The sequence below is a fragment of the Kineococcus sp. G2 genome (assembly GCF_037154035.1).
Lineage (GTDB): Bacteria > Actinomycetota > Actinomycetes > Actinomycetales > Kineococcaceae > Kineococcus.
The window spans coordinates 1-12,471 of record NZ_JBBBEM010000032.1 but is presented as its reverse complement, the minus strand read 5'-3'; the positions used below and the strand labels follow the sequence as shown (position 1 = coordinate 12,471).

General features: G+C 76.3%; 11 protein-coding genes. 8 read left to right on the top strand and 3 right to left on the bottom strand.

The window, feature by feature from the left end; all coding sequences use genetic code 11:
* Positions 1-70 precede the first annotated feature (70 nt).
* Together V9U69_RS06955 and V9U69_RS06950 are read right to left on the bottom strand one after the other, a co-directional pair.
* Positions 71-1,207, bottom strand: a complete 1,137-nt coding sequence (locus V9U69_RS06955; RefSeq protein WP_337060720.1) for a DUF3866 family protein — start codon at positions 1,205-1,207, stop codon at positions 71-73.
* Positions 1,208-1,217: 10 nt separating this feature from the next.
* Positions 1,218-2,345, bottom strand: a complete 1,128-nt coding sequence (locus tag V9U69_RS06950; protein ID WP_337060718.1) for an acyltransferase — start codon at positions 2,343-2,345, stop codon at positions 1,218-1,220.
* Positions 2,346-2,499: 154 nt separating this feature from the next.
* Here V9U69_RS06950 and V9U69_RS06945 point away from each other — a divergent pair, with 154 nt between their 5' ends.
* The 7 genes from V9U69_RS06945 to V9U69_RS06915 all read left to right on the top strand — a co-directional run bounded on the left by V9U69_RS06945 (position 2,500) and on the right by V9U69_RS06915 (position 10,256).
* Entirely contained in the window at positions 2,500-3,579 is a 1,080-nt protein-coding gene (locus V9U69_RS06945; protein WP_337060716.1) for a helix-turn-helix transcriptional regulator, read from the top strand.
* Positions 3,576-4,643 (top strand): helix-turn-helix transcriptional regulator, encoded by a 1,068-nt coding sequence (locus V9U69_RS06940; RefSeq protein WP_337060714.1) that lies wholly within the window; start codon positions 3,576-3,578, stop codon positions 4,641-4,643. Before V9U69_RS06945 ends, V9U69_RS06940 begins: the two co-directional genes overlap by 4 nt.
* A gap of 147 nt (positions 4,644-4,790) precedes the next feature.
* Positions 4,791-5,129, top strand: coding sequence for a hypothetical protein (locus V9U69_RS06935; RefSeq protein ID WP_337060713.1), 339 nt, complete (start codon positions 4,791-4,793; stop codon positions 5,127-5,129).
* Between the two features lie 153 nt (positions 5,130-5,282).
* A complete protein-coding gene (gene tatA / locus V9U69_RS06930; protein ID WP_442907645.1) occupies positions 5,283-5,555 on the top strand; it encodes a Sec-independent protein translocase subunit TatA in 273 nt (90 codons plus the stop codon).
* Positions 5,556-5,653: 98 nt separating this feature from the next.
* Positions 5,654-6,415, top strand: coding sequence for a twin-arginine translocase subunit TatC (tatC, locus tag V9U69_RS06925; RefSeq protein WP_337060710.1), 762 nt, complete (start codon positions 5,654-5,656; stop codon positions 6,413-6,415).
* A 26-nt stretch (positions 6,416-6,441) separates the two neighbouring features.
* Entirely contained in the window at positions 6,442-7,350 is a 909-nt protein-coding gene (locus V9U69_RS06920; protein ID WP_337060708.1) for a diacylglycerol/lipid kinase family protein, read from the top strand.
* Positions 7,351-7,442: 92 nt separating this feature from the next.
* Positions 7,443-10,256: a DEAD/DEAH box helicase gene (locus V9U69_RS06915; protein ID WP_337060706.1), complete on the top strand. Its 2,814-nt coding sequence runs from the start codon at positions 7,443-7,445 to the stop codon at positions 10,254-10,256.
* A gap of 42 nt (positions 10,257-10,298) precedes the next feature.
* Here V9U69_RS06915 and V9U69_RS06910 read toward each other — a convergent pair whose 3' ends face one another.
* On the bottom strand, positions 10,299-11,222 hold the full coding sequence (locus V9U69_RS06910; protein ID WP_442907646.1) for a 5'-3' exonuclease: 924 nt from the start codon (positions 11,220-11,222) through the stop codon (positions 10,299-10,301).
* 216 nt (positions 11,223-11,438) lie between these two features.
* Between V9U69_RS06910 and V9U69_RS06905 the strand changes: the two genes are divergently transcribed.
* A complete protein-coding gene (locus tag V9U69_RS06905; RefSeq protein WP_337060702.1) occupies positions 11,439-12,317 on the top strand; it encodes a hypothetical protein in 879 nt (292 codons plus the stop codon).
* Positions 12,318-12,471: the final 154 nt, after the last annotated feature.

Sequence of the window (12,471 nt, the reverse complement as noted above, 5' to 3'; positions counted from 1 at the left end):
GCCGCCGACCGGCGGCCCGGGGCGTCACGCGTCCACCGGCGCCCGCCCCGCGGGGCGGGCGGCGGCCCGCTCAGCCGAGCAGCGCGGCGGCGTGCCGGCCGGCGACCGCCGCCGCCACGAACGCCGCCCGGTCCGCCTCCAGCCCGCGCCCCATCGTCGACAGCGGCACCGGGCACCGCGCCAGCGCCTCGTCCAGCCCCGCGGTGCCCACCTCGACCAGGCGGTGCCGGCCCACCGGCGCGCACAGCTCCCGCGCCTGCTCGCGCACCCCGTCCCAGAACCCGCCCGCCTCGTCCCGCGCGGCGGGCACCGCCACGTCCACCGGCGCCAGCGCCACCCGGCCCACCGCGGTCGCCGAGTGGTGCGACAGGCCCCGGTGGCGCTGGCGCGGGTCCGCCTGCGAGACCCGCAGCGCCGCCACCGCCCGCCCGCCCAGCACCGCCGCCGCGTTCAGCGCCTCCCCGGCCGCGACCCCCGAGAACCCCCACCGCGACCCGGTGCCCAGGTTCCCCGGGCCCTGCGCCACCACGAGCACGTCCGCACCGGCCACCAGCCGCGCCGCGAGCATCCCGGTGTGCACGGTGGCCGCCTCCAGGTCGCCGCCGAAGCTCTGCCCGGTGCTCACGCACGCCGCCAGCCACCCCGCCTCGCGCAACCCCGCCACCGCCCGCGAGAACGCCGCCGGCAGCGCCCCGCCGTCGGTGAGCACGTACACCACCCGCGCCCCCGGGACCTGCGCGCGCACCCCGGCCAGCACCGCCGGCAGCGCCGAGTGCAGGTCCGCCACCACCACCGGGGCACCACCCAGGTCGTCCGCCGCGGCCAGCGCGTCGTGGTGCTCGGACTCCTGCTCGTCCACCCCCAGCACCATCGCCTGCAGCGGCGTGTACCGCGCCTTCACCAGGTGCCCGGGCCCCGCCGGCGGGTCCGCCGGCAGGGCCTCCGGCAGCGCCACCACCATCGCGTACCCGCCCGTGCCCAGCCCGCGCGCCAGCGCCGCGGTGTTCAGCAGCACCCGGTCCCCGGCGACCGGGCGACCCACCAGCTGCTCGTACGCCAGCGCCCGCACCACCGCCCCCGGAGCGTCCGCGGCTCCGCCGTCCCCGCCGGCCCCCGGCGGTGCGGTGTCCACCCGCACCTCGCACTCCAGCGCACCGGGCCACTCCCGGCGCACCCCCGTCACCGTCCCCGCTCGCCACCGCAGCACGCCGACGAGGCTAGGGGGTGCCCCCGCCCGGCGCTCCCGGCGGCGTGCGCCACGGCTCGCGCCCGGCCGCGCCCGCGCCCGTGCCGGTGCTCCCGCCCGTCCCCGCGGCGCGCACCGCCGCCGGGGCCTCGTACAGCCACCGCGCGCCCACCCGCAGGGCCAGCGCGTGCACCGCCAGCGGCACCACCACGCCCAGCGCCGTCCACAGCAGCGGCAGCCACCACGGGCGGGCACCACCAGCCGCCCCCGCAGCCGCACCACCAGCCGCCACGGCGCTCGTGGCCACCCCCACCACCAGCTCGTGCACCAGGTACACCGGCAGGGTCCGCCGCCCCAGCCACCCCGCCGCCGCACCCAGCGCCCCCGCCGTCCGCGTCAGCACCACCGCGAACGCCAGCCCGCACACCACCGCCAGCACGCTCAGGACGCTGGCCACCCCCGGCGCCCGCAACCCCCCGGCCCCGTGCACCACCAGCGCGAGCGCCCCCACCGCGCTCAGCGCCACCGCCGGCGCCGTCGCCAGGGACGTCAGCAGCCGCAGCAGCAGCCCCCGCAGGCACCAGCCCAGCAGGAAGAACACGAAGCACCGCGCCATCTGGTGCCACACGTAGTACGGCGCGCGCACCCACAGCTCGCTGGCGGCCACCGACAGCAGCGCCGCCGGTGCCAGCGCCCACGCCGCACCCCGCCCCAGCGCCCGGGTCACCACCGTGAACACCGCGAGCGCGTACAGGTACCACAGACCCGTCGTCGGCCGCACCGGCGCCAGCAGCAGCGGCACCACGCTGTCCGTCTCCCACGGCTGGAACCGCGGCGTCACCGCGCTGAACACCGCGAACCGCACCAGCGACCACAGCACGAACACCCACAGCAGCGGCACCAGCCGCCCGCGCACCAGCGCCGGCCAGGACCGTCCTGCCGCCGAGGCGGCCAGCACCCCGGAGACGCAGAAGAACAGCGGCATCCGCAGCAGCACCAGCTCGCCGTTCACGGCGCGCCACCACGCCGGCAGCAGCCCCGCCGCGTCCAGGTGCAGCACCGCGTGGTGCAGCACCACCAGCGCGATCGCCACGCCGCGCGCCACGTCCAGCGCGGGCAGGCGGCGCGCGGGCGCTCGGCCCGCGGGTGGTGGACGCACGGTGGACGGCCTCCGGGAGACGGCGACGGGACGGACGGGAGTGGAGTGGACGCGGCCGGGGTGGCCGCGGGCCTGCACCCGGGCGGGGCGCACCCGAGGGCGGCCGCCACCGCCGGGTGCGCCCCGCCCGGGGTCCGGTAGCGTCCAGTCCACCATGGCGAGCTCCGGAACCAGCAGCGGCGCGGCCGCCGCCGCCCGCGGCGCGCGGCGCACCGAGCGCCTGCTCAACCTCGTCATCGCCCTGTCCGCCACCCGCCGGTGGCTCACCAAGGAGCAGATCCGCGCCGCCGTGCCCCAGTACGCCGACTGCGCCACCACCGTCGCCTTCGAACGCATGTTCGAGCGCGACAAGGAGGACCTGCGCGAGCTCGGCGTGCCCCTGGACACCGGCGGCGAGGACCCCCTCTTCGGCGACGAGGCCGGCTACCGCATCGACCGCGACGCCTACGCCCTGCCCGAGATCAACTTCACCCCCGCCGAGCTGGCCGTGCTCTCCCTGGCCAGCCGCGTGTGGCAGCAGGCCAGCCTCGCCGGCCCCGCCACCCGCGCCCTCGTGAAGCTGCGCAGCCTCGGGGTCGAACCCGACGAGTCCTCCCTCGTCGGCCTCGAACCGCGCGTGCGCACCAGCGAACCCGCCTTCGACCCCCTGTACGCCGCCACCCGCGACCGCGCCCCCGTCTCCTTCGCCTACCGGCGGGCCGGGGCAGAGCCCTCCACCCGCCACGTCGAGCCGTGGGCCATCGTCAGCTGGCACGGGCGCTGGTACCTCGTCGGCCACGACCGCGACCGCGACGCCACCCGCGTCTTCCGCCTCTCGCGCGTCTCCTCCGCCGTCAAGCGCATCGGCCGCCCCGGCTCCTACGACGTGCCCACCGACGTCGACCCCCGCGAGGTCGTCGCCGGCGCCGTCGGCGAGCGCGCCACCCGCCGCGCCCGCCTGCTCGTGCGCACCGGCAGCGCCCTGGCCGTGCGCCGCCGCGCCGTCTCCGTCACCCCCGCCCCCACCGCGGGAGCCGACGCGCGGGCAGCGCACGCGCAGGACACCGACCTCGTGGAGGTCGACGTCGCCGACGTCGAGGTCGCCGCCGACGAGCTGGCCGCCTACGGCGACGCCGTGCTCGTCCTGGACCCCGCACCCCTGCGCGAGGCCGTGCTGCGGCGCCTGCGCGGAGCCGCCGGCACCACCGGCGACCCCTCCACCCCCGACCCCACCCCCACCGGAGTCGTCCCGTGAGCGGCAGCGCCTCCACCGAACGCCTCTCCCGCCTGCTCGCGATGGTGCCCTACCTCCTGCGCCACCAGGGCATCCCCCTGGAGGAGGCCGCCGAGCACTTCGGCATCACCACCGACGACCTCGTGCACGACCTCGAGCTCCTCTTCGTCTGCGGCACCCCCGGCCACCTGCCCGACGACCTCATCGACGCCCGCTGGGACTCCGGCCGCGTCTACCTCTCCAACGCCGACCCCATCGCCCGCCCCGCCCGCCTCGCCGTCGACGAGGCCGTCGCCCTCCTCGTGGGCCTGCGCACCCTCGTCGAGGTCCCCGGACTGCACGACCGCGACGCCCTCGCCGGCGCCACCGCCAAGCTCACCGAGGCCGCCGGGGAGGCCGCCGGCCGGGCCGCCGAGGCCGCCGGCGCCGTGCGCGTCGACGTGCGCCCCGGCGACGACGCGGCGCTCGCGGACGTCCTGGCCACCTGCCGGCGGGCCCTGGCCGAGCACCGGCGGCTGCACCTGGCGTACCTGGTGCCCAGCCGCGACGAGCGCACCGAGCGGGACGTGGACCCCATGCGCCTGGTCACCGTCGACGGGCGCTGGTACCTGGAGGCGTGGTGCCACCGCGTGGAGGGGGTGCGCCTGTTCCGCCTGGACCGCATCGAGGCCGCGCGGGTCCTCGACGCCGACGGCACCCCGCCCGCCGGTGCCGTCTCGCGCGACGTGCACTCCGACCTGTTCCGGCCCAGCCCCGACGACCTCGTGGTCACCCTCGACCTGGCCCCGCAGGCGGCGTGGGTGGTCGACTACTACCCGGTGGAGTCGGTGCAGCCGGCCCCCGAGGACGCCTGGGAACGCGCCTCGCTGCGGGTGCGGCTGCGCGCGGCGGACACCCGCTGGGTGCGCCGGCTCCTGCTGCGACTGGGGGCCGGTGCCCGGGCGGTGGACCCGCCGGAGCTGGCGGTCGAGGTGCGCGAGGCCGCGCTCGCGGCCCTGGCGCGCTACGGCGAGCTGGACGCGGACGGCGCGGGCGAGGACCCGGCGGCACCGGCGGGGGAGCCGGGGCCCGGTGCGCGGACCTGACTCCTCCCCTCGCCGTTCGTGCGCGCTCGTTCACGCGGTGTGCCAACCTGGCGCGAGAAGGGCGTTCAAGGATTTCCAGGTCCGTGCCGAAGCAGTGGTGTCGGACGGCGGGACAGCCGCCCGAACCACGAACGGAAGGTGCGAACCATGACCACGATCAAGGCTTCCTGCCCCTGCTGCGGCGACGTCGAGCTCACCCCCAAGCAGGTCCGCCTCGTGGTCTGCTCCGCCAAGGACCGCTCCTTCTACGCCTTCACCTGCCCGCAGTGCCGCGACGAGGTCCGCAAGGCCGCCAGCGAGGACGTCGTCGCCCTCCTGGTCTCCGGCGGCGTCGCGGTGGAGCGCTGGATCATCCCGGCCGAGGCCATGGAGGAGCACCACGGCGCCACCATCGCCTGGGACGACGTGCTCGACTTCGCCCTCGTGCTGGACGGGTGCGACGACCTCGCGGGCCTGGCCGCACGCAGCCTGCGCTCGGTGCGCTGACCCCTGCGGGAGCGGCCCCTCCGGCAGCGCGCGGCCACCGGCGGCAGCTGGGAGATCCCTGAGAACCCGTCGCCCGATCGCGTGGCGGCCCCACACCGCCACGCCGGGGCCGTACGATGAGGGCGCACCGTCCCCCTACGGAGGTTGATCACCATGGGCGCCATGAAGCCCTGGCACATCATCGTGCTGGTCGTCGTTCTGCTGCTGCTGTTCGGCGCCAAGCGCCTGCCTGACGCCGCCCGTGGTCTGGGGCGCTCGCTGCGCATCTTCAAGAGCGAGGTCAAGGAGATGCAGAACGACGACGACGGCGCCGAGCGCGACCCGTCCTGGAAGCCGAAGGCCATCGACGAGGGCCACGTCAACGGCACCGGCGCCCACGTCAACGGCAGCAGCAGCGAGGCCCCCAGCGCCTCGCGCGAGCGCTGAGCCCGCCCTGACCTGCTGAACGGCTGACAGGAGGCTCCGGCGAGGTGGCTGTCACGACCTTCCGACGGCGACGCCCGCCGAGGGACCCGGAGGGGCGCATGCCCCTGCGCGAACACCTGGACGAGCTGCGCAAACGGCTCTTCCGGGCCGCGCTCGCGGTCGTCGTCGGCGCCGCGGCCGGCTGGTGGTTGTGGCCCAACGTCGTCCTGCCCCTGCTGGCCAGGCCGGCCGAGTCGATCGACGGCGTCGAGCTGAACTTCGCCACGACGCTGGGCGTCCTCGACGTCCAGGTCAAGGGCGCGCTCTGGGTGGGCCTCATCGTGGCCGCCCCGATCTGGATCTACCAGCTCTGGGCGTTCGTCACGCCCGGGCTGACGAGGAAGGAACGCGGCTACGCCATCGGCTTCGTCCTGGCCGGGTTCCCCCTCTTCCTCGCGGGCATCGCGCTGGCGTACTTCATCCTGCCGACGACGATGGAGCTCATCACCTCGTTCACCCCCGACGGGGTGGACAACATCATCGACACGCCGAACTACCTGTCGTTCGTCATGCGGCTGCTGCTGGCGTTCGGCATCGCGTTCCTGCTGCCGGTGCTCCTGGTGGCCCTGAACTTCGCCGGCCTGGTCTCCGGCCGGGCCATCCTCAAGCAGTGGCGCATCGTCGTCTTCCTCTGCTTCGTCTTCTCGGCGATCTTCACGCCCACCCCGGACGCGCTGACGATGATCCTCATGGCGATGCCGCTGATCTTCCTCTTCTTCGTCGCCATCGGCGTGTGCATGCTCAACGACAAGCGCCGCGCCAAGAACGACGACACCCCGGACTACTCGAAGCTGTCCGACGAGGAAGCCAGCCCCCTCTGAGCACCCCCGGGCCCGTAGGGCTGCTCGTGAACCCCACCGCAGGGCGCGGGGCCGGTTTCGCCACCGGTGCCCGCGTCCGCGCCGAGCTGCGCCGCCTCGGCCACGAGGTCGTCGAGCTCACCGGCACCGACCTGCCCACGGCCCGCCGGGCCGCGCGAGAGGCCGTCGGTGAGGCGCAGGCGCTCGTCGTCGTCGGCGGCGACGGCCTCGTCCACGCCGCCGTGCAGGAGGTCGCAGGCACCCCGACGGCGCTGGGCATCGTGCCCGCCGGCACCGGCAACGACATCGCCCGCGGCCTCGACCTGCCGCTGGGCGATCCCGTCGCCGCGGTCGCGGGCCTGTCCGACGCCCTTCGCGCCGGCCGGCACCGCGACCTGGACGCGGTGCGGGTGCGCAGCGCCGCCGGCACCCGCTGGTACGTCAGCATCCTCGCCTCCGGCGTGGACGCCCTCGTCAACGAGCGCGCCAACTCCTGGCGCTGGCCCGCGGGGCCGGCCCGCTACACCCTGGCCGCCGTGCGCGAGCTGCTCACCGTGCGCGGGGTGCCGCTGCGCATCGAGCTCGACGAGCAGGTCCTGCGCGGGCGCGTGCTCCTGGCCGCCGTCGCCAACACCCGCTGCTACGGCGGCGGCCTGCTCATGGCCCCGCACGCCGACCCCACCGACGGCCTGCTGGACGTCGTGGTCGTCGACGACCTGCCCACCGTGCCCGCGATGCGGCTGTTCACCCGGCTGCGGCCCGGTGAGCACCTGCGCTCACCGGCCGTGCACGTGCACCGCACCCGCCGGGTGCACCTGGCGCCGCTGGAGGAAACCCTCCCGGGTCGCACCCGGCGCGCCGCCCGCCGGCCCCGCCCGCACGCCGACGGCGAACCCGTGGGCAGCCTGCCCCTGACGTGCGAGGCCGTGCCCGCCGCCCTGCGCGTGCTCGCCTGAGCCCGCACCCCGGGCCGCCACGGCACCGGGGCCACCCGGGGCCACCCGGGGCCGCCGCGCACCGGTGGTGGCCGTGACGTACTGTCGCGCTCATGGCCAGCCCCGCGGAACGCTACGCGGCAGCTCGCCGTCGCACCGAGGAGTCGCGCACCCAGCTCGCCCAGTTCGCGAGCACGCTCGGCTTCGACCTCGACGGCTTCCAGCTGCAGGCGTGCCAGGCCCTCGAAGCCGGCCGCGGCGTCCTGGTGGCCGCCCCCACAGGTGCCGGCAAGACCGTCGTCGGCGAGTTCGCCGTGCACCTGGCGCTGCGCACCGGCCGCAAGGCCTTCTACACCACGCCCATCAAGGCGCTGAGCAACCAGAAGTACGCCGAGCTCGTCGAGCGTCACGGTCCCGCCAGCGTCGGCCTGCTCACCGGTGACAACTCCGTCAACGGCGAGGCGCCGGTGGTCGTCATGACCACCGAGGTGCTGCGCAACATGCTCTACGCGGGCTCCCCCCTGCTCGACGGCCTCGGGTACGTCGTCATGGACGAGGTGCACTACCTCGCCGACCGCTTCCGCGGCGCCGTGTGGGAGGAGGTCATCATCCACCTGCCCACCGACGTCCTCGTGGCGTCGCTGTCGGCGACGGTCTCCAACGCCGAGGAGTTCGGCGCCTGGCTGGACACCGTGCGCGGCGACACCGAGGTCGTCGTCTCCGAGCACCGCCCCGTGCCGCTGTGGCAGCACCTGCTCGTCGGCACCGAGCTGTACGACCTGTTCACCGACCCCGCCGGTGACCCCCTCGAGGGCGACGAGGGCTCCCTCGTCCCCGGCGCCATCGTCAACCCCGAGCTGGTGGCGATGTCCCGCCAGCAGCTGCGCAGCGACCGCCTCGCCTCCGCCGGGCGCGGTCGCGGGCGGGGCAGGGGCCCAGGCCGCTCCCGCCCCGGCGGCGGCCGCTACGCCGCGGGCCCGCCCGGCGGGCGCACCCCCAGCCGCGCGCAGGTCCTGGAGGTCCTCGACGGCGCCGGCCTGCTGCCCGCCATCACGTTCATCTTCAGCCGCGCCGGCTGCGACGCCGCCGTCGCCCAGTGCGTCGCCTGGGGGCTGCGGCTGACCACCCCCGAGGAGGGGCGGGAGATCCGCGCGATCGCCGAGGAGCGCTGCGCGGAGATCCCCTCCTCCGACCTCGCCGTCCTGGGCTACTGGGAGTGGCTCGACGGCCTGGAGCGCGGGCTGGCCGCCCACCACGCCGGCCTGCTGCCGGTCTTCAAGGAGACCGTCGAGCAGCTCTTCGCCGACGGCCTCGTCAAGGCCGTCTTCGCCACCGAGACCCTCGCCCTCGGCGTGAACATGCCCGCCCGCTCCGTCGTGCTCGAGCGGCTCGTGAAGTGGAACGGGCAGACCCACGTCGACGTCACCCCCGGCGAGTACACCCAGCTCACCGGCCGCGCAGGCCGCCGCGGCATCGACGTCGAGGGTCACGCCGTCGTCCTCTGGGGCGCCGGCACCGACCCCGAGGCCGTCGCCGGGCTCGCCTCCCGGCGCACCTTCCCGCTGCGCTCCAGCTTCCGCCCCACCTACAACATGGCCGTCAACCTCGTCGAGCAGGTCGGCCGCGAACGCGCCCGCGACATCCTGGAGACGTCCTTCGCCCAGTTCCAGGCCGACCGCGCCGTCGTCGGCCAGGCCCAGCAGATCCGCGACCAGCGCCGCGCCCTGGCCGGGTACCGCGAGGCCATGACCTGCCACCTCGGCGACTTCGCCGAGTACTTCGCCCTGCGCCAGCGCGTCGGCGAGCGCGAGAAGGAGCTCTCCCGCGCCGGGGCCTCCCAGCGCCGCGCCGAGGCCCGCCGCTCCGTGGAGCAGCTCACCACCGGTGACGTCGTGCGCCTGCCCGGCGGGCGCCGGGACGTCTTCGGCGTGGTCCTCGACCTCGTCGCCGGCAAGGGCTTCGACGGGCCCTCCCCGCGCGTGCTCAGCCAGGACCGCCAGGTGCGCACCGTCTCGGCGCACGACTTCACCGCCGAGGTCCTGCCGGTGACGCGCGTGAAGGTCCCCAAGGCGTTCAACTGGCGCAGCCCCCAGGCCCGCCGCGACCTCGCCTCCTCCCTGCGCAACGCGCTGGCGCAGGTCGGCGGCGGCGACGTCCCGCCGCGCCGTCGCGGTGGTGGCGCGGCGGCGCAGGACGACGCGGTGCTGACCGAGCTGCGCGAGAGGCTGCGCGCCCACCCCTGCCACGGTTGCGCCGACCGGGAGGAGCACGCCCGCTGGGCGGTGCGCGAGGAGAAGCTGCACCGCGACACCGAGGCGCTGCAGCGCAGCATCGAGGGCCGCACCGGCACCATCGCCCGCACCTTCGACCGCGTCTGCGACCTCCTCGCCGAACTGGGCTACCTCACCGGCGACGGCACCGCCGTCACCGACGCCGGCCGCACCCTGCGCCGCATCAACGCCGAGACCGACCTGCTGGTGGCGCAGTGCCTGCGCCACGGCGCGTGGGCGGGCCTGGGGCCGGCCGACCTCGCCGCCGCCGTCTCCACCCTCGTCCACGAGTCCCGCCGCGACGAGGGCGGTGCCCCCGAGCGCGTCCCGCGCCGCGCCCAGGACGCCATCGAGACGACCGTGCGGCTGTGGAGCGACCTCACCGACCGGGAGGCGCAGCACAAGGTGCCCGCCACCCGCGAACCCGACGCGGGCCTGGCCTGGGCCGTGCACCGCTGGGCCTCCGGCCACCGCCTCGACGCCGTGCTGCGCGACGCCGACCTGGCAGCCGGGGACTTCGTGCGCCGCTGCAAGCAGCTGGTGGACCTGCTCGACCAGGTCGCCTCCGCCTCCCTCGACCCGGCGGTGCGCTCCGCCGCCCGCGAGGCCGTCGACGCCGTCCGCCGGGGCGTCGTGGCGCACACCTCCCTGACCTGACCCGCCGACCCTCACCCTCAGCCCGGGGTCGAGGGTGAGGGTTCAGGGTGCCCCGACCGCGCCCGCCAGCGCGGTCAGGACCCGCTCCACGCTCGAGGCCAGCCCCCAGCGCGCCACCAGCTCCCGCAACCGCCCCGGGTCGGCCGCCTCGCGCGGCAGCGCCCCGTCCACCCGCGCCACCGGGGCGTCCGCGACGGTGCGCACCACCGCCGGTGCGGCGTCCAGGTAGTCGCCCGCCTCCAGCAGCCGGCGGCGCTGCCCCGCCGGCAGGTCCGCCGCCGCCGAGGCGGCCGCGGCCCGCACCCGGGCCAGGTCCCCGTACCGGGCCAGCAGCGCCGACGCCGTCCTCTCCCCGATCCCGGCCACCCCCGGCAACCCGTCCGAGGGGTCACCGCGCAGCACCGCCAGGTCCGCGTACCCGCTCCCGCCCCGCACCCCGTACCGCTCGGCCAGTCGCGCCTCGTCCACCAGCTCGCCCCTGCGCACGCCGCGGCCGACGTAGAGGACCGCCACACCGGCCGCGTCGTCGACGAGCTGGAACAGGTCCCGGTCCCCGCTGACCACCAGGACGCCCTCGCGATCGCCGGCCGCGACCGCCCCGGCGGCCAGGGTCGCGATGACGTCGTCGGCCTCGAACCCCGGGCACCCCACCCGCGCCACCCCCAGCGCGGCCAGCACGTCCACGATGACCGGCACCTGCGGGCCCAGCGCCGCCGGGGAGTCCTCACCACCGTCCGCACCCACCCGGTGCGCCTTGTACGAGGGCAGGGCCGCCACCCGGAACGCCGGGCGCCAGTCGTCGTCCCAGCACACCACCAGCCGCTGCGGGCGGTGCTCGGCCACCAGGAGCGCCAGCGCGTCCAGGAAACCGCGCACCGCGTTGACGGGCGTCCCGTCGGGTGCGGTCAGCGACTGCGGCACGCCGTGGAACGCGCGGTAGTACAGCGACGCCGCATCCAGCAGCAGCGTGCCGAACGTGCGGGACGGGGGGCGGGAGGAGGTGGGGGAGGGGGAGGCTGCGGGGCGCACGGCCGCGATCCTCCCACCCGTCTGTGCAGGTCCTCCGGAGGTCGTGGGCAGCACCGACGAGCGGGGGACGCACCCGGAGCCCGCGTGCCGCACCCTGGTGGTAGTGCCCCGCGCGCACCGGCGGGCGGGGCGGAGACCGAGGAGGGGTCCGCAGTGCACACCACCGACAGCACCACCCGCACCGCCCGGCAGGGGCGTCGGCGCCGCCTGGCGGTGCTGGCCGGTTCCGGCGCGGCCGCGCTCGCCCTGGGCCTGAGCGCCTGCGGCGGCGAGGACGAGGCCGCCTCGACCGGGGCCGTCAGCACGCAGCTGAGCGCCTACGAGGTCGTGCAGGCCTCGGCCGAGCAGTCCAGCACCGCCGGCAGCGCGAAGTTCGCCTTCACCGTGCAGGCCGCCGGCGACGGTGAGAGCGCCACCGTCACCGGCGAGGGCGCCTTCGACGCCGCCGAGCAGGAGGTGCGCCTGGACGTGAGCCTGCCCGCCGCGGCCACCGGCGCCGCCGGGGGTGGGGGAGAGGTGGAGGTGCGCCTGGTCGACGACACCGCCTACGTCTCCGGCGCTCCGCTGACCGGGCAGGGCCAGTGGGTGCGGCTGCCGCTGGACGCGGCTGCCGCCGCCGGCGTCGACACCAGCACGCTGGACCCGTCCCAGCAGCTCGAGCAGCTGAAGGCCGTGGCCGACGACGTGCGCGAGGTGCCCGCCACGGACGTGCGCGGCGTCGAGGCGCGCGGCTACGCCGGCAGCATCGACCTCGCGAAGGCGCTGGAGCAGCTGCCCGCCGAGCAGCGCACCGAGGAGGCCGAGCAGGCCGCCGCCGAGGTGGGCAGCGTGCCGTTCACCCTGTACGTCGACGAGCAGAACCGCCCCGTGCGCCTGGTCGTGGACGTCGCCGGCCCGGAGGGCGCCACCGCCACGGTGAGCATGGACTACTACGACTGGGGCAGCGACGTCGACGTGAGCGCGCCCGACCCGGCCTCGGTCGTGGAGCTGCCCGCCGGTCAGCTGCCCGTCGGGGAGGGTGCAGCGGCCTGAGGTGAGTCGCGCGTCGGGGCCCGGACGGGGATCGGCCGGGCCCCGACGCACGACCGGGTGAACCTCAGATGTCAATGTAACTTCTGCTTATCGAGGGTAAAAAACCTCAAATCACTTCGAGGTGCTGCGGAACGGGGGAACCTGGAGCACCAAC